The organism is Mycobacterium sp. E796, from assembly GCF_001672815.1.
In the GTDB taxonomy this organism is placed as follows: Bacteria; Actinomycetota; Actinomycetes; order Mycobacteriales; family Mycobacteriaceae; genus Mycobacterium.
Map to the genome: position 1 here is coordinate 1 of NZ_LZKK01000272.1, position 15,966 is coordinate 15,966.

At 67.0% G+C, this 15,966-nt stretch carries 19 protein-coding genes; 8 read left to right on the forward strand and 11 right to left on the reverse strand.

All coding sequences use genetic code 11. The features are described 5' to 3' along the window. The 3 genes from A5706_RS21105 to A5706_RS21115 all read right to left on the reverse strand — a co-directional run. A partial coding sequence (locus A5706_RS21105) for a S1 family peptidase (protein ID WP_068134844.1) occupies positions 1-646 on the reverse strand: 646 nt, incomplete at its 3' end. Between the two features lie 133 nt (positions 647-779). Beyond that, positions 780-1,031, reverse strand: a complete 252-nt coding sequence (locus tag A5706_RS21110; protein ID WP_068134789.1) for a hypothetical protein — start codon at positions 1,029-1,031, stop codon at positions 780-782. A 7-nt stretch (positions 1,032-1,038) separates the two neighbouring features. After that, positions 1,039-1,635, reverse strand: a complete 597-nt coding sequence (locus A5706_RS21115; protein WP_068134792.1) for an HdeD family acid-resistance protein — start codon at positions 1,633-1,635, stop codon at positions 1,039-1,041. A 334-nt stretch (positions 1,636-1,969) separates the two neighbouring features. Here A5706_RS21115 and A5706_RS21120 point away from each other — a divergent pair, with 334 nt between their 5' ends. Continuing rightward, positions 1,970-3,094 (forward strand): AI-2E family transporter, encoded by a 1,125-nt coding sequence (locus A5706_RS21120; protein ID WP_068134795.1) that lies wholly within the window; start codon positions 1,970-1,972, stop codon positions 3,092-3,094. A gap of 27 nt (positions 3,095-3,121) precedes the next feature. Here A5706_RS21120 and dmpG read toward each other — a convergent pair whose 3' ends face one another. From dmpG to A5706_RS21140, 4 genes are read right to left on the reverse strand one after another with little or no spacing between them, the layout of a single operon-like run. Then, positions 3,122-4,138, reverse strand: coding sequence for a 4-hydroxy-2-oxovalerate aldolase (dmpG, locus tag A5706_RS21125; RefSeq protein WP_068134798.1), 1,017 nt, complete (start codon positions 4,136-4,138; stop codon positions 3,122-3,124). Continuing rightward, the gene (locus A5706_RS21130) at positions 4,135-5,088 is read right to left on the reverse strand and encodes an acetaldehyde dehydrogenase (acetylating) (RefSeq protein ID WP_197517915.1); all 954 of its coding nucleotides are present in this window, start codon (positions 5,086-5,088) and stop codon (positions 4,135-4,137) included. The genes dmpG and A5706_RS21130 overlap by 4 nt, the downstream gene beginning before the upstream one ends. A gap of 11 nt (positions 5,089-5,099) precedes the next feature. Then, positions 5,100-5,888: a 2-keto-4-pentenoate hydratase gene (locus A5706_RS21135; protein WP_369831927.1), complete on the reverse strand. Its 789-nt coding sequence runs from the start codon at positions 5,886-5,888 to the stop codon at positions 5,100-5,102. 5 nt (positions 5,889-5,893) lie between these two features. Further along, positions 5,894-6,550, reverse strand: coding sequence for a TetR/AcrR family transcriptional regulator (locus A5706_RS21140; RefSeq protein WP_068134803.1), 657 nt, complete (start codon positions 6,548-6,550; stop codon positions 5,894-5,896). 88 nt (positions 6,551-6,638) lie between these two features. Between A5706_RS21140 and A5706_RS21145 the strand changes: the two genes are divergently transcribed. From A5706_RS21145 to A5706_RS21160, 4 genes are all read left to right on the forward strand, one after another. After that, positions 6,639-8,186 (forward strand): bifunctional 3-(3-hydroxy-phenyl)propionate/3-hydroxycinnamic acid hydroxylase, encoded by a 1,548-nt coding sequence (locus tag A5706_RS21145; protein ID WP_068134806.1) that lies wholly within the window; start codon positions 6,639-6,641, stop codon positions 8,184-8,186. Between the two features lie 34 nt (positions 8,187-8,220). Next, positions 8,221-9,066: an alpha/beta fold hydrolase gene (locus A5706_RS21150; RefSeq protein ID WP_068134810.1), complete on the forward strand. Its 846-nt coding sequence runs from the start codon at positions 8,221-8,223 to the stop codon at positions 9,064-9,066. A gap of 27 nt (positions 9,067-9,093) precedes the next feature. Next, a complete protein-coding gene (locus A5706_RS21155) occupies positions 9,094-10,107 on the forward strand; it encodes a VOC family protein (RefSeq protein ID WP_068134828.1) in 1,014 nt (337 codons plus the stop codon). A gap of 68 nt (positions 10,108-10,175) precedes the next feature. Beyond that, the gene (locus tag A5706_RS21160) at positions 10,176-11,702 is read left to right on the forward strand and encodes a bifunctional phosphatase PAP2/diacylglycerol kinase family protein (RefSeq protein ID WP_068134835.1); all 1,527 of its coding nucleotides are present in this window, start codon (positions 10,176-10,178) and stop codon (positions 11,700-11,702) included. Here the strand turns inward: A5706_RS21160 and A5706_RS21165 are convergent. From A5706_RS21165 to A5706_RS21170, 4 genes are all read right to left on the reverse strand, one after another. Then, positions 11,680-12,552 carry an alpha/beta fold hydrolase gene (locus A5706_RS21165; protein WP_197517916.1) on the reverse strand — a complete coding sequence of 291 codons (873 nt, stop codon included), beginning with the start codon at positions 12,550-12,552 and terminating at the stop codon, positions 11,680-11,682. The two genes, A5706_RS21160 and A5706_RS21165, sit on opposite strands and share 23 nt — an antisense overlap. A 59-nt stretch (positions 12,553-12,611) precedes the next feature. Then, a complete protein-coding gene (locus A5706_RS33175; protein WP_156766622.1) occupies positions 12,612-12,788 on the reverse strand; it encodes a hypothetical protein in 177 nt (58 codons plus the stop codon). 28 nt (positions 12,789-12,816) lie between these two features. Beyond that, positions 12,817-12,957, reverse strand: a complete 141-nt coding sequence (locus A5706_RS33750) for a hypothetical protein (protein ID WP_197517917.1) — start codon at positions 12,955-12,957, stop codon at positions 12,817-12,819. Between the two features lie 180 nt (positions 12,958-13,137). Next, a complete protein-coding gene (locus A5706_RS21170) occupies positions 13,138-13,884 on the reverse strand; it encodes an alpha/beta fold hydrolase (RefSeq protein ID WP_068134836.1) in 747 nt (248 codons plus the stop codon). A gap of 123 nt (positions 13,885-14,007) precedes the next feature. Between A5706_RS21170 and A5706_RS21175 the strand changes: the two genes are divergently transcribed. From A5706_RS21175 to A5706_RS21185, 3 genes are all read left to right on the forward strand, one after another. Further along, positions 14,008-14,226, forward strand: coding sequence for a hypothetical protein (locus A5706_RS21175; RefSeq protein ID WP_369831926.1), 219 nt, complete (start codon positions 14,008-14,010; stop codon positions 14,224-14,226). 50 nt (positions 14,227-14,276) lie between these two features. Beyond that, positions 14,277-14,612 carry an integrase gene (locus A5706_RS21180; RefSeq protein ID WP_231985369.1) on the forward strand — a complete coding sequence of 112 codons (336 nt, stop codon included), beginning with the start codon at positions 14,277-14,279 and terminating at the stop codon, positions 14,610-14,612. 288 nt (positions 14,613-14,900) lie between these two features. Continuing rightward, on the forward strand, positions 14,901-15,966 hold a 1,066-nt coding region (locus A5706_RS21185; RefSeq protein ID WP_156767261.1), incomplete at its 3' end, for an LCP family protein.

A 15,966-nucleotide genomic window follows, 5' to 3' on the forward strand; every position in this document is an offset into this window, starting at 1 on the left:
AGGGCAGCACGTGCAAGCCCCACCGGCCGAGCAGCGGATTCACGAGCGCGAAGTACGTCGTGTAGTCGTCGTCGTCGGGCGACGACATCAACAGGCCGACGGCGCTGACGGTGCCGTCCGGGTTCTTCACGAAGCCGGGGCTGCCGCTGTCGCCATTGAGACTGTACACGCTGGCTTCGACGACGTCGCCCTCGATGCCCTTGACCGCGCCACACGTCTCACCGGTGACCGCGCCGACCTTGCAGAACGGCATGCCGACCTGAATCTGGTTCGCGCTCAACACATCCCGGACCACATACCGGCCACCCACATGGCCGACCGGCGCGCCGACGCTCGGATCAAGGCGGATGATCGCGGCGTCCCTCGTGTCGGCTTCGTGCTCGCTGGCCGTGATCCGGCCCAGCGGCACGTTATCGCCGTAGGTCCACGCCGAGCCGTCGTGCGCATCGCAGTGCCCGCTGGTCATCAGGTAATACCTACCGTCGTCGCCTTGGGCCGCGAAACCCGCTGTGCACCTGCTGCTTTCATCCTCGACTTTGATGCCCGGCTCTACACCCGGACTTGCCCAGACCGGGTTCGCCAAGCACGTCGCGGCTATGACGACGGCACCTATCGGCCCCAACCCCCGCAACCACCGCACGGCCACGCCGCCTCTCTTCTCGTGTAGGGCAGCATGTTAACAGCGCGACCACCGGCCCGCGCTACGAAGTGGGGTGCGACGCCCTCAAGCGCGGGTGCTCGGAGGGTATGGATTCGTTATGGACAACGACAGAGACCGATCAGCATTGTGCGCCCTCGGCTATGGTCAGCTCCCAATCCAGCCACGCCGTCGCATAGCGGATCTTCTTCTTGGCGTCATCGATGGCTTCGGGCTTGAGCCGCAACCGATCGAGGATCTGCTCGGCAACATGGCCCGAGTGATCGGATAACCCTTCCGCTCCGCAACTGCAGGACACCCCCGAATCGTCGACATGCTGCACCGCGCGGTGCTTTTCGATGACTTCGCGAATGGGTGCGATCAAATCGGGCATGCCGACCTCAGCTGGCGGCGCCGGCCAGACGCCCCATTCCCTGCACCGCGTGGTCGGCGGTCCTGCGGGCCCGCAATGCCCAGACGATTTGACAGATTCCAATGATCACAAGCCACGCCCCGGTGACGAGCGCAAGCATGACGATGCTGTCGAAAGGCCAGGTGATTATGACCATACCGGCGATGGTTGTGAGGATCCCAAGGAAAGTGTGCCATGGCCGCTCCGGCAGCTCCGGATGGCTTATCGCCAGCACCGCCTCCGTGACGCCTTGGAAGATGAAGCCGACCCCTATCCAGATCGCCAGCAGCAGAACGGCGTAACCGCCGCCGAAATGGCGGAAAGCCAGCACGCCCAGGACGACCGAGAGGGCTCCGGAGATGAAGTACAGCACCCGGCTGCCGGCCGACACATCGAACGTCAGCGCGAACGCGACCTGCGCAATGCCCGAGACCACCAGATACGCGCCGAACAACACCGCCGCGACGAGAATGGACTTTCCGGGCCAGATCAGCACCACCACGCCCAGCGCCAGGGCCATCAACCCGGACGCCAGGACTGTTTTCCACAAATCGCGAAATATTTCCGGTGTCTGCACTGCGGTCATGGCACGCTCCTTAACGCCTTGTGGTATCCGCTTCCAAGATCCTGCGGCTTTGCGGACCGCGCACCTAGGGCACAAAGTCCCTGATCTGCGGCGAATCGCTGCGGTCGGAAGGGTCTGTGTGGCAACCGCTTCGGCCGGACGGCGACAGGAGCGTTCCGAACGTCCGTGCCTGCCGGTAGGCGCGTGTCATTGCGACCGGATAGGCCCTGCGGCCGTCACGCTGTAAAGACGTCGGGCCAGGAGCTGCCCGGCTCGGGCCGATGAACGGGGCATGCACGTGGTTGACAACCCGGAGCCACAACAAGACCTTGCCGATCGGGGCCATCACCGGTTAGTGGGTCGCCCACACGACGACGACGAAGGACCGATCGTCGACGCCGAACAGCGCGCCGCGCAACTCCGTTCCGACGCACATCAACTCGGCCCGCGGGGGCAGCCGTTCAACCGGCGCTCCCCGTTCGTTGTGGGGCTGACCGCGTCAGCCGGCGTGGCCGTGACGTATGGGGCGGTGCTCGTCCTCGGGTCGATGTCGTCGGTGCTGGTGTTGATCGGCGCGGCGATGTTTTTCGCGCTGGGACTCGAGACCGCCGTGTCGTGGCTCGTCAACCGCAGGGTGCCGCGCTGGGCGGCGGTCACGATCGTGCTGACGGCCGTGTTCGTGCTTATCGCCGGCACATTGGCCGCGACCATTCCCCCGCTGGTGCAAGAGGCGCGCCAGCTCGTCGACCAACTGCCCCATTACCTGCAGCACGCCCAGGACCGTTCGACTCTCATCGGCAGGATCAACGAACGCCTCCACGTGCAACAGCGAATCACCGACCTGGTCAACGGGTCCGGCCGATTCACGGTCGCGGGAATCGTCCGGACCGGGTCGGAGGTGTTCGGCGTCATGTCGCATGTCGGCATCGTGGCAATGCTCACCGTTTACTTCCTCGCCGATATGCGCCGCATCCGCGCCGGCTTCTACCGCCTCATGCCAAACTCTCGACGGCCGCGCGCCATACTGATCGGTGACGAGGTGGTGGCCAAGTTTGGTGCGTATCTGTTTGGGAACGTGCTGACTTCGGTGATCGCGGGGGCCGCCACCTTTGTGTGGTGTCTGGTTCTGAACGTCCCATACGCGGTCCTGCTCGGTGTAGTCGTGGCCGTCTTGGACCTCTTCCCCTACGGCTCGACAGTTGGCGGATTCATCGTCGCCGCGGTCGCGCTGAGCGTCTCGATCCTCGTCGCCATCGTGACCGTTCTCTTCTACATGGGCTTCCGGTTGGGCGAGGATTATCTGTTGACGCCCAAGATCATCGGCCGCGCGGTGCGAGTGCCGGCCGGCGTTACCGTGGTCGCCGTGCTCCTCGGCGCGGCGTGGCTGGGCGTGGTCGGGGCGCTGGTGGCGATCCCGCTCGCGGCGGCCGTGCAGCTACTCATGCAACAGCTGCTGTTTCCGGTGCTCGACGAGGCGTGAGCTGCGCCGAATATTCTCGGGAAACGGTCAGCGCGGCGCCGCGCCCGACAGGTCCAGGGCGATGTCGACGAGCATGTCTTCCTGGCCGCCGACCATCCCGCGACGCCCGGCCTCGACCAGCAGCGTTCGCGCGTCGACACCGAACCGCTCCGCCGCCGCCTCCGCATGGCGCAGGAAGCTCGAGTACACCCCGGCGTAGCCGAGCGTCAGCGTCTCGCGATCGACGCGCACCGGACGTTCCTGCAGAGGGCGGACGAGGTCGTCGGCGGCATCCTCGAGAGCATTGAGGTCGCAGCCGTGTTCCCAGCCCATGCGGGTGGCGGCCGCGATGAAAACCTCCAGTGGGGCGTTGCCCGCGCCGGCACCCATGCCGGCCAGGGACGCGTCGACGCGACGACACCCGTGCTCGACGGCGACCATCGAGTTGGCCACGCCCAACGATAGGTTGTGGTGGGCATGGATGCCTATTTCGGTTTCCGGACAAAGGTTTTGGCGCACAGCGTCGACCCGCTCGGCGACGTCGCGCATGGTCATGGCGCCGCCGGAGTCGACGACGTACACGCAGCCGGCCCCGAAGCCCTCCATCAACTTGGCCTGCTCGGCCAGCGCCTGCGGAGTGGTCAGGTGGCTCATCATCAGGAATCCGACGGTGTCCATGCCCATCTCGCGGGCCGCCGCGATGTGGTGTGCGGAGATATCAGCCTCTGTGCAGTGGGTGGCGACCCGCACCACGCCGGCCCCGGCCCGATGCGCCGCGGCCAGGTCCCGGATCGTGCCGATTCCCGGCAGGATCAGGGTCGCGATCTTCGCCCGGCGGACCACGCCGGCGACCGCCTCGATCCACTCCAGGTCGGTGTGGCCGCCGAAGCCGTAAACGCAGCTTGAGCCGCCCAGCCCGTCGCCATGGGCGACCTCGATCGAATCGACGCCCGCGGCGTCCAGCGCCGCGGCGATGTCGGCGACCTGCCGCAGCGTGTATTGGTGGCGAACCGCGTGCATCCCATCCCGCAGCGTGACGTCGCTGATATAGAGCTGCTCGGTCATGACTGCGCTCCTACTTTCGTCATCTCGTGTGCGGCAATGCTTTTGGCGGTTGCCAGCGCCGCGGAGGTCATGATGTCGAGGTTGCCGGCGTACGCGGGAAGGTAATCCGCGGCGCCCGTCACCTGCAGCAGCGTGGTGACCCTGGTGCCGATGAACTTCCCGGTCTCGGGAATATGTAGCGGGTTGTCGGGACCGAAGGTCTCGAACTGCACCGGCTGCTTGAGCCGATAACCGGGAACGTAGTCCTGGACCCGCTCGATCATCGCCGCGATGGACGCCTCGACGGCGGTTTGGTCGCAGTCGCCTTCGACCAGGCAGTACACCGTGTTGCGCATGATGACCGGCGGATCGGCCGGGTTGAGGACGATCACCGCTTTGCCGCGCTGCGCGCCGCCGACGACCATCAGCGCGGTGGCCGTGGTCTCGGTGAACTCGTCGATGTTGGCCCGGGTGCCCGGGCCGGCGGACTTCGACGAGATCGCCGACACGATCTCGGCGTAGGACACCGGCGCGACCTGGTTCACCGCGGCCACAATCGGAACGGTGGCCTGCCCGCCACAGGTCACCATGTTCAGGTTGGGCTCGTCGATGTGGTCCTCCAGGTTGACCACCGGCACACAGAACGGGCCGATGGCGGCGGGGGTGAGGTCGAGCACACGTACACCGGTGTGGCGCAGGGCCTCCCAGTGCTTGACGTGGGCCTCGGCCGACGTGGCGTCGAACACCAACCGGACCTGCTCGAAGCCCGGCATCGCCAGCAGCCCGTCGACGCCCTGCGCAGACGTCGGCACGCCGGCCCGCCTCGCCCGCGCCAGCCCGTCAGAGGTCGGGTCGATGCCGATCAACGCCGCCATCGTCAGCGGTCCGCCACTGCGCAGGATCTTGAGCATCAGGTCGGTGCCGATGTTGCCGGACCCGATGATCGCCACCGGGAATTGTTGACTGGTCATGGGTTTCTCCTCTACTCAAACGTGACGCTGACGGCGCCCAGCGCGGTGATCGTGGCCGCGGCGCGGTCGCCGGCCCCGACAAACGCGGCGCCGGTGTAAGAGCCGGACATCACGAACTGCCCCGCGTCGATCCCGGTTCCGTACTCGGCCAGGGCGTTCGCCAGCCACGCGACGGCCACGGCCGGATCGCCCATGACGGCGGTGCCCTGCCCCTTTTCGACCAGCGCGTCGTTCAGGTAGAGCGCCGCGGTGGTGCCGGACAGCGGCGGCGCGTCGGAGATCGGTACCCACTCGCCCAGCACCACCGCGCCGGAGCTTGCGTTGTCGGCAATGGTGTCCGCCAGCGTGATCCGCCAGTCGGCGATGCGGCTGTCCACGATCTCCAGCGCCGCGGCCACCGCTTCGGTGGCAGCCATCACCTCGGCGACGGTCACCCCCGGACCGCGCAACGGAGCCCGCAGGAGAAACGCCACTTCGGGTTCCACCCGGGGCGCACAGAACGCAGCCCTCGGCACCGAAGTCCCGTTGGTCAGCACCATGCTGTCGAGGACATAGCCGAAGTCGGGCTCGCTGACACCCAGCAGGCTTTGCATCGGCGCGGAGGTCAGCCCGATCTTGTGGCCGCACAGCAGCGCGCCGTCAGCCAGGCGACGGGCCAGGTTGCGGCGCTGTACCGAATAGGCTTGCACCACATCGAGATTCGGATAGGTCTCAGTCAGCGGCGGGATGGGACTGCTGCCCACCTGTGCCGCATACAGCCGCTGGGCGGCCTCGTCGAGTTGCGGGTCCCGCGCGGTCACATCGATCATGTCGGTTCTCCGGCTCCCATTAGTTTCGCCGCCGCCTGGAAGACCAGGCGCACATGCAGGTCGAACAGCTTGAGAAAATCCACCGAGTCGCCGCCGACCTCCTTGGCGATGAACAGGCCGTCGGCGCCGGCGATCGCATAGGTGGTGAGCAGGCGCACGCCTTCGTCGTCGAGCTCGGGGGCAAGGTCGCGCACGATCGCCTCGAACCGGTGAAACGCGCGGTCGCGGACCTCGAGGAACATCTCCCTGGCGCGCGGCTCGACCGGGCGGCGCTCCAGCGCCAGCATCAACCCCAGCCGGAGGAAGTCAGGGGCATCCAGCAGCGCCTTGGCCACCTGGGCGCCGAACTCGGTGACCCGGTCCTGGTCGATCCCGCCGGCCGGCAGGTCCAGCACCGCCATCCACCGCCCGAAACTTCGCTCGATGACGGCGGCGATCAGGTCGTCCTTGTCGGCGAAGTGCCAGTAAATGGACGTCGGCGGCAGGCCACTCTTCTTGCTGACCAGGGAGATCGTGGTGCCTTCGTAGCCGCGTTCTGTGGCGACCTCGGTCGCCGCATCGAGAATCCGCTCGCGCGACTGTTCCCCGTTCGCCCGGGTGCGCCTGCGGCCGCGAGGTCCGGTTGCGCCCGTCTTTTCGGGTTCTGCCGTCACGTTCCCTCCTATTTGGGTGTTGACGCTCACGCTACAAGAGCTTACTGTATGGATCGCTACATTAACAAGCCTGGCGAAGGGGCCGGAAATGACAGACCAGAAAACCTATGACGTGGCGATCGTCGGCTACGGCCCGGTCGGCTGCACCGCGGCGAACCTGCTGGGGCAATTGGGCCTCAACGTCGTCGTGGTGGAACGTGACCCCGACATCTACGCGCGAGCGCGCGCCATCTCGACCGACGAGGAGGTCGTCCGCATCTGGCAGCAGGTCGGGCTGGCCGATCGCCTCAACGCGGACATGCAGCCCGGCCGCGGCGCCAACTTCGTCGACGCCAATGGCGTGCCGTTCGTCAAGCTGCTACCGGTTCCGCGCGGCAACGGCCACCCGCCGCAGCAGTTCATCTACCAGCCGGCGCTGGAAAAGGTGCTCCGTGAAGGCGTCGATCGCTTCCCGAACGTGTCCATCCTGCTCAAGCACGAATGCCTGCGCGTGGTCCAGAAGGACGACCACGTCGAGCTGATGCTCGCCGACCTCGACGCCGACGAGTTCCGCCGGATCCGGACCTCCTACGTGATCGCCGCGGACGGCGGATCCAGCGCAACCCGCGCGCAGCTGGGTGTCGGGTTCGGCGGCCGCACCTACGGCGAGCGCTGGATCGTCATCGACACCAAGGTGCTCAAGGAATGGCCGGGCCACGACCGGCTGCGGTTCCACTGCAACCCCGAACGGCCCACCGTCGACTGCCCCACCCCGCTGGGCCACCACCGCTGGGAGTTCCCGGTGCGTGACGAGGAGGACGAGAAGGACCTCCTGCACGAGGACGCGATCTGGAACGTGCTGCGCGGCCAGGGAATATCGCCGGACAACGTGCAGATCCTCGGCTTCGCCTGCTACAGCCATCACGTCCGCTTCGCCGACCGCTGGCGCGTGGGCCGGGTCTTCCTGGCCGGCGACGCCGCCCACGCGATGCCCCCCTGGATCGGCCAGGGCATGTGCGCCGGCGTGCGCGACGTGGCGAACCTGTGCTGGAAGCTCGGCGCCGTGCTGAACGGGTCGCTGCCGGAATCCGTGCTCGACACCTACCAGACCGAGCGGATGCCGCACGTCAAAGAGGTCACCAACCGCGCGGTCAAGACCGGCAAGCTGATCATCCAGCGCAACCGGTTCCGCGCGGCGGCCCGCAATCACATCTTCCGCACCGCCAGCAAGGTACCGGGCTTCCTCGCCTGGCTGCGCAACCACCGCTGGATCCCCCACGCGCACTACCAAGAAGGCCTGCTGGCCCGCAACGGCAACCGGGCCGTCGGCTGGCTGGTCCCCCAGCCGCACGTGCGCGACGAAAAGGGTGACAGCGTGCGCCTCGATGACGTGATCGGCGGCCGCTGGACCGTGCTCCAGACCGGGCGCGCGGCCGACTGGCCGGACTGGCGGGCAGCAGGCGTGCCGGTCTTGCAGGTCACCCCGCCGGGAAGCGTTCCGCGCGCCGACACCATCGTCGACAGCGACGGCACCCTGACCAGCTGGCTACACAAAAAGGGCACTTCCGTAGTGGCCGTGCGGCCCGACGGATTCGTCTACGCAGGCGCCGCCGAGGGGCAACCCCTGCCCCCGCCGCCGGCCGGATTCAAGTCGTAAGGGCTCGACTATGGCAACCGAAAGGGCAACCGAAATGGCAACCGAAACTATGACCGAACGCACCGTCCTCGTCAACGGAAAGGAGATCTTCCTGGCCGAAGCCGGCAGCGGGACCCCAGTGGTGCTGCTGCACGGCGGGGGGCCGGGCGCCTCGGGCGTGTCGAACTACTCCCGCAACATCGAGCCGCTCGCCGAGCACTTCCGGGTCATCGTCCCGGACATGCCCGGCTACGGCCGCTCCGCCAAGGGCGTCGACCGGCAAGACCCATTCGGGTACCTCGCCGTTCACATCAAGGGCATGCTGGACGCGCTCGGCATCGACCGGGCGCACCTGGTCGGCAACTCCTACGGCGGGGCGTGCGCACTGCGGCTCGCCCTGGACGCCCCCAATCGGGTCGACAAGCTGGTGCTGATGGGTCCCGGCGGCGTGGGAACCAGCCGGGGGCTGCCCAGCCCCGGGCTGCGGAGCCTGCTCTCCTACTACGGCGGCGACGGCCCGAGCCTGGAAAAGCTGCGCACGTTCATCCGCTCGTACCTGGTGTACGACGGCGACAGCGTGCCGGAATCGCTCATCGAATCCCGGTACCGGGCTTCGATCGACCCCGAGGTCGTCGCGAATCCGCCCCTGCAGCGGCCGGCGGGTCTGGGCACGCTGTGGCGGATGGACTTCACCCGCGACCGCAGGCTCCAGGGCCTGGCAACGCCGACCCTGGTCGTCTGGGGACGAGACGACAAGGTGAACAAGCCGAGCGGCGCGGCGATGCTGGCCGAGCGGATGCCCAACGCCGACGTGCTGATGACCGCCAACACCGGTCACTGGGTCCAGTGGGAACGGGCCGACCTGTTCAACGCGGCCACCGCCGCATTCCTGAAAAACTAATCACCGCAAGAGAATTCAAGGATCAACATGACAACCACAGTGAAGCCCTCGGTGTTCGGCAGTGTGCACCTGGGTTACGTCGTCGTCGAAAGCGACAAGATCGGCGACTGGAAACGGTTCGGCCGCGATGCGATCGGCATGCACCTCGACGAGATGGCGCCCGACACCGTCCGATTCCGCATCGATGACAACGAATGCCGCGTGCTGGTGCGGCGCGGCCCCGCCGAGGACGTCGTCGCGCTCGGCTGGCAACTCGACGACCATGCGACGTTCGACGAGATCAACCGCCGCGTCGTCGACCACGGCGTGCCGGCCATCGAGGGCACTGACGAAGAGGCGAAGCTGCGCGGCGTCGAGCGTTTCCTGCGGTTCCGTGGCCCGAACGGGCTGTCCCAGGAGATCTACACGACCGCGCGCACCGCGCCGCTGCCCCTGGACATACCGGGCAGCGGATTCCTCACCGGCGCAGGCGGAATGGGCCACGTCGCCCTGACGAGCAAGAAGCCGCAGCTGGTCCGCGGCTACTACAACCACGTGTTCGACGCGCGCCTGTCGGACTACATCGACGAGACGATCAACGGCCTCAAGCTGAAGGTCCGGTTCCTGCGGGTCAACGAACGCCACCACACCGTGGCGATCGCCTCGGCTAAGCAGTTGCCGGTCAACCCGATTCGCACCCGAGTCCAGCACGTCAACGTCCAGGTCGCCACGCTCGACGACATGGTCGCCTCCTATCAGCGGGTCAAGGAGCTGGGCTTCACCATTCCCATGTCGGTCGGACAGCACACCAACGACAAGGAGCTGTCGTTCTACGCGATGACCCCGTCGGGATTCGAATGGGAGGTCGGGTGGAACCCGATCGTCGTCGACGAATCGACCTGGAAGCCGACCACCCACCAAGGGATCAGCATCTGGGGCCACAAGCCGGAAGGGCAAACCGTCATCGACAAGCTCAACCAGTTCGCGGTGGCCGCGCGTTCGCTGCGACACCGCGAAGACACCGTCGCGGCGCTGAGCGCACCCGGGATCGCCGACGACTAGCGGGCGCGGCCATATCGATGACTTTGGACCCTACGCAGCGGGTGTGCAGCCCGAGACGATGACGCGTTATGACCGGGCGGGCGCACACATCGCGCGGAGTCCGCGAGGTCACCCGGGGTCTCGACACCCTGGACGATGAGGTGTTTGCCGCGATCGCGGACACCCGAAATCCCCTGCTGGACAAGGCGATGCCGGCGCTGAGTCGCGCCGCAGACCACTCCAAGCTGTGGCTGGTCATCGCGGCGGCCATGGGGTTGTCAGGCAATCGGTCGGCTCGGCACGCCGCCGGCCGAGGCGTGGCAAGCCTTGCGGTGACGAGCCTGGTGACCAATCAGCTGGCCAAGCGCATCTGGCGGCGGCAGCGCCCTCATCACGGGCTGGTTCCCCCGGTGCGACGCCTGCGCAGATATCCGAAGTCGCATTCCATGCCCTCCGGGCACGCCGCGAGCGCGGCCGCCTTCGCGGTCGGCGCCGGCCTGCAAAGCCCGATGCTGGGGCTGGCCCTGGCGCCACTTGCCGGGCTCGTCGGCTTGTCGCGCGTCGCGACCGGCGCGCACTATCCCAGCGACGTCCTGGCGGGCTTCGGCATCGGCGCGTCGATCGCCGTGGTGGGCGGGCGCCTCGTCCCCCCGATCGTCGAGCACAATCTGCCGCCCGCCGACCCGCTGCGCATCGATGTGCCACCCCGACCCGACGGCGCCGGCATGGTGCTGGTCGTCAACCCGGCGTCGGGCAGCGGTACCGGGCGGCGTGTCATCGGCGAAGTTCGAAGGGAACTGCCCAAAGCCGAAATCGTCGAGCTGACACGGGACGACGACTTGGTGGAGCTGCTTCGCGGCGCGGCCGAGCGAGCCGAGGTGCTCGGAATCGGTGGTGGCGACGGCACGGTGGCGTGCGCCGCGGCAATTGCGGCCGATGTCGGCCGTCCACTCGCGGTGTTCCCGGCCGGCACGTTCAACCATTTCGCCAAGGACATCGGCTGTGATCATCCAGCCAAGACGATTCGGGCGATCCGGCAGGGCACCACCTCGCGCGTCGACCTGGTGTCCTTCAACGACACCCGCGTGGTCATCAACACCGCGAGCATCGGCGCCTACCCGAGATTCGTGCGGACCCGAGAACGCTACGAACGCAAGGTCGGCAAGCCTCTCGCGGCGGCCTACGCGATGTTTCACAGCTTGCGCCACGATGCCCCGGTGCGAATCAACCACGGCAACAAGGACATTCAGGCCTCTCTGTTCTTCCTGGGCAACTCGACGTACGTGCCGTCCGGCTTCGCGCCCGCGCAGCGCAACCGGATGGACACCGGCCTGATCGACGTGCGGATCCTGGAGGCCGGTCACCGGTTCGGCAGGCTGCGGATAATGACGGCGCTGGTGCTCGGGCGCCTGCAACGCAGCCGGCTCTATCACGAGCAGCACGTCCCGGAGTTCAGCTTCACCGCCGTCGACGGGCCGACCGCGGTCGCGCTGGACGGGGAACTGGCCGGGTACTTCAACGACGCCAGGTTTCGCGCCCGCTACCGCGTTCTTCAGGTGTTCAGCCCACCGCCTTTGCTTCGCGGTTTCGGCGTCAGCCGCCCACGTGGCGGGTGAGGAAATCGAGGACCGCCTCGGCGAAGATGTCGTTGCGGTCGCCTGCGACCATGTGTCCGGCGCCGCGCACATCGGTGAACTCGACCTGGGGGAAGCGCGCGACGAACTCGTCGGCGCGCTCCTGGCTGACCAGGTCGCTGACCTGACCCCGCACCAACAGCATGGGTACGCCGTTGCGCACGATCGCCTCGACGGCCGTGTGCATGCGGTCGGCGTCGGTGACTTCGAACGGGGGGTACGGGGCCGTGCCGCTGATGAATTGCGGGTCCCAATGCCAATACCAGCGATCGCCGCGCCGGCGCAGGTTGGTGGTCAGGCCGTCCAGATCGGTGGGCCTGGGACGGTGCGGATTGTATTCGGCGATCGCGTCCGCGACCTCGTCAAGCGAGGCGAATCCGGATTCCACGCGCTCCGACATGAAGTTGTGGATGCGGTTCGCGCCGGATTGCTCCATGTTGGGCACGATGTCGACGAGGACGACGGCGCTGGCGGTGCCCGGCGCGAGCTCCCCCTCCAGCAGCATCGTGGTGAACCCGCCCAGCGACGCACCCACCAGCACAGGCTGCGGCGGCAGGGTGCGCAACACCTCTTGGACGTCGGCGGCGAAGCTGACCACGCGGTAGTCGCCCTCGCTCGACCAGTCGGATTCGCCGTGGCCGCGCAGGTCGATGGTGACCGCCTGAAAGCCGCGCTGGGCGACGGCCGCGGCCGCCTTGGCCCAGGAACGACGCGTCTGCCCGCCGCCGTGCAAGAACACCACGGCACGCGCCTGGGGGTCGCCCAGGCGGTCGGCGACAATGCGGACGCCGCCGGGGCCCTGGGTCGAGAACGTCTCGGGCGCGGTAGTCACCAGGAGATAGTAAGACCCTCGAGATCTCCGGGCGTTTCCGTCGCCGAAGAGTTGCTGCGTCAGCCGGCGCGCCGGCCGCCGGAGGAAGCCCGGTTGACCCCGACGAACTTGGTTATCCGCAGGAAAAGCCGGCCGAGCCGGCTACCCGCGCGTTGCGAGTCCTTGATCCGCCCGAGGGTTTGTTCGCCCTCGGCGGCGTAGTCCTTGACCGTTTCGTCGCCTTCTTCGGCGCGCATACGCCATCTCCATCCGTGGTCGGGTCTGTCATGCCGGCATCTGGCGCTCGGGCGGATCCGCCGGCGTCAGGCGCTCCGGCGGGTCTACCGGCGTGAGCCGTTCGGGTGGTTCCGCCGGCGTCAGCCGCTCGGGCGTCTCGTCCGGGGTACCGGGTTCGGTGTCGATCATCATCGGTGCGTACCCGCCGGGCGCGCGGACCAAAACGAACGGGAGCCGAAGGTACAGCTCCCTCGTTGAGTGTGTATTGAGGGCTTTGGGTGTGTAGAGATGGCTGAAAATCGCCAAAAACCCGCCCTCACCTCACACCGAAAGCCCTTCTTTCACACTCGACGCGCCCCGAAAAGTGGCCTAGCCGAGCGTTTCCCAGAAGCGCGTCAGGGCCGCCGCGCCCGCCGCCGGATCCTGCACCATCCACCAGTGCCCGAGCCCGTCGAGCACCTCGGTACGCGCGCCCGCCCGGTCGGCGGCGCGGCGCCGGTTGTCGATCGACCCGATGAACGGGTCCTCGGTGGCCAGCAGCGAAAGCCCCGGCCGGGCCGCGGCCTTCTCGAGCTCGCGACCGGCCTCGGCCAGCGCGGGCTGGCGCGCCGAGCGGTACAGCGACAGGATGGCCCGACCCATTTCCGGCCCCTGTTCCGGGGCGATCAAGGTCGCGATGTCCAAGGGGATGCCTAGGGCGGCCATCCGCTGCGCGCGGTCCTCGACCGTGCCGCCGAGCAGCGTGTCCACCAGCTCTTCGCCCTCACCCGGCGTCTGCCACGTCTGCGCGAAGTCGTGCCACACGTACTCGGGGTCGAACAGCCCGACGACGTCGCTGACCCAGCTGCGCACTAGTTCGGGTCGGTGCATCACGGCGTTCACCACGTGGCCGCCGCCCCAGTCGTGCCCGACGAGGTCGATCGGTCCCTCGATGCGCTCGAGCTCGGCCTCGAGCCAGTCGCGGTAAGCCAGGTAGGTGGCCGGGAAATCGTCGGGCAACGCCGCCCCGAAGCCCGGTGGCGACAGCAGCACCACATCCTGGCGCCCGAGGGCCTCGACCAGCAGGCCCCAGATGGCGGCGGTCTCGGGATTGCCATGCACCAGGACCACGGTCATGGCGAATATCGTGGCACGACACGACCGTCCAGCGGGAGGGCCAGCCGCCGGGAATACGCCTACACTCCTTTGATGCATCCTGTGCCGACCAGGCACGCAGCCAATAGAGTCCCGGTCGCGGTCGTGCTGCTTTTCGCGCTGGTGATCGGCATACTCGCGATACCGGTCAAGCAAAGGTGCGGTGCGCCGGGCCTGTTTTGCGCGACCGCGGTGGATCCGCAGGGCAATATTCACTATTACTACGAGGTCGAACCGGTCGGCGTATACCTCGCCGAAATCATCGCGGGCTCAAATATTCGCCTCTTTTACAGTTCGGGCGAAGATTTGGTCAAGGCAGGCTAGGGGGCCAGATGGGGCGACGTGGCGGCACCGCGGCAACGGGAATGCTCGTAATGGCACTGCTGATGTCGAGCGCACCCGCCGGCGCGGTGACGCTGGTCGGGGCGCGCCAAAACGTTTGCGGCGCTTTCTGTCCGGCCGATCCCGCACCCGACGCCGGTGACCAGGCGACGGCCGAGCAGAAGATCCGAGACGGCTATATCCAGAAACAAATGAATTGCACGCCAAGCCTGCCGCCCAACCCCCAGTCGATCACCTGGGATCCGCCCGGCTTTGCGCCGAACGTCGGGGGCTCCGGTGTCATCCGGGACGCCAATCCGCAACTCGGCGGCCAATATCGCGCCGATTACGTGAACGGCAGATGGCACATCGAATACCCGTATTGCTGAATGGCCTTGGACGGCCAACATTTGATGCCAGGGGCGTAACAACTCGGGCTCGATCTCGGCACGATCGCTACGGGCAAGCCCGGCAGTGGTGGCCAAAGGCGCTGGTCAGAGCCCGATTGACGACGCGAAATCCGGGTATCCCCGGCGCGTGAGCCAGCTTACATCGAACCGCTTAATTGGAGGGTTCATAGCAAGCTAACGCATACTTGACGGCATGCTGCAAGCGACATCACCGCAAACCAGAAGTGCGGTGGCTGGTGGTGCGCTGGTCACGGGGCGAGGTATTTGATGGCACAGTCTGGCGGCGCACATCGTCGCCATCGCGCCGTCCGGCAACCGTCGCGCCTTCGCAAGGCGCTGACGCGCAGCTTGATGACGCTGGTGTCGGTGGCGGCCGTGCTGATGACGGGCACGGGATATTACGTGGCTCACGGTGCGCTGGGCGGCATCACCGTCTCTGACGCCCTGTCGCCGGAGGACCCCCGATCCAGCGGCGACAACATGAACATCTTGCTCATCGGGCTGGACTCCCGCAAGGACCAGGATGGCAACGACCTGCCCTGGTCAATCCTAAAGCATTTGCACGCAGGCGATTCCGACAACGGCGGCTACAACACCAACACTCTGATACTCATCCATGTCGGGGCCGACAACAAAGCCGTCGCCTTTTCCATCCCGCGCGACGACTGGGTGCCGTTCAATGGCGTCCCCGGGTACAACCACATCAAAATCAAAGAGGCATACGGACTTACGAAGCAGTACGTCGCGAACAAGCTCGCCAGCCAGGGCAGCATCACCCAGAAGGAACTCGAGACTCGGGGCCGTGAGGCGGGCCGGACGGCGACGCTGCGCGCAGTACGCAGCCTGACCGGCGTCCCGATCGACTACTTCGCCGAGGTCAATTTGGCCGGCTTCTACGACCTGGCGCAAACCCTGGGCGGCGTGGAGGTGTGTCTGAATCATGCTGTCGAGGACTCGTATTCGGGTGCGGACTTCCCGGCGGGCCGGCAGCGACTGGACGCGTCCCAGGCACTGTCGTTCGTCCGGCAGCGCCACGGTCTGGAAAACGGGGATTTGGATCGCACGCACCGGCAGCAGGCGTTCCTCTCGTCGGTCATGCAGGAGTTGCAGGCGTCGGGCACCTTCACCAACCTGGACAAGCTCAAGAGCCTGATGGCGGTGGCGCGCAAAGACGTTGTGCTGTCGGGGGGTTGGGACGAGGACCTGATCCAGCGACTGGGCTCGCTCGCGTCCAGCGGCAACCTCGAATTCCGGACGCTGCCGGTGGTGCGTTACGACAACATCGACGGGCAGGACGTCAACATCATCGACCCGGCGGCGATCAAGGCCGTCC

Excerpts from the sequence above, each read along its gene's own strand:
- A5706_RS21150 (WP_068134810.1), top strand. The coding sequence starts at position 8,221 with ATGGCAACCGAAACTATGACCGAACGCACCGTCCTCGTCAACGGAAAG.
- A5706_RS21155 (WP_068134828.1), top strand. The coding sequence starts at position 9,094 with ATGACAACCACAGTGAAGCCCTCGGTGTTCGGCAGTGTGCACCTGGGT.
- A5706_RS33175 (WP_156766622.1), bottom strand. The coding sequence starts at position 12,788 with ATGCGCGCCGAAGAAGGCGACGAAACGGTCAAGGACTACGCCGCCGAG.
- dmpG (WP_068134798.1), bottom strand. The coding sequence starts at position 4,138 with ATGACCGAGCAGCTCTATATCAGCGACGTCACGCTGCGGGATGGGATG.
- A5706_RS21130 (WP_197517915.1), bottom strand. The coding sequence starts at position 5,088 with ATGACCAGTCAACAATTCCCGGTGGCGATCATCGGGTCCGGCAACATC.
- A5706_RS21110 (WP_068134789.1), bottom strand. The coding sequence starts at position 1,031 with ATGCCCGATTTGATCGCACCCATTCGCGAAGTCATCGAAAAGCACCGC.
- A5706_RS21170 (WP_068134836.1), bottom strand. The coding sequence starts at position 13,884 with ATGACCGTGGTCCTGGTGCATGGCAATCCCGAGACCGCCGCCATCTGG.
- A5706_RS21160 (WP_068134835.1), top strand. The coding sequence starts at position 10,176 with ATGACCGGGCGGGCGCACACATCGCGCGGAGTCCGCGAGGTCACCCGG.
- A5706_RS21115 (WP_068134792.1), bottom strand. The coding sequence starts at position 1,635 with ATGACCGCAGTGCAGACACCGGAAATATTTCGCGATTTGTGGAAAACA.
- A5706_RS21145 (WP_068134806.1), top strand. The coding sequence starts at position 6,639 with ATGACAGACCAGAAAACCTATGACGTGGCGATCGTCGGCTACGGCCCG.
- A5706_RS21180 (WP_231985369.1), top strand. The coding sequence starts at position 14,277 with ATGGCACTGCTGATGTCGAGCGCACCCGCCGGCGCGGTGACGCTGGTC.
- A5706_RS33750 (WP_197517917.1), bottom strand. The coding sequence starts at position 12,957 with ATGATCGACACCGAACCCGGTACCCCGGACGAGACGCCCGAGCGGCTG.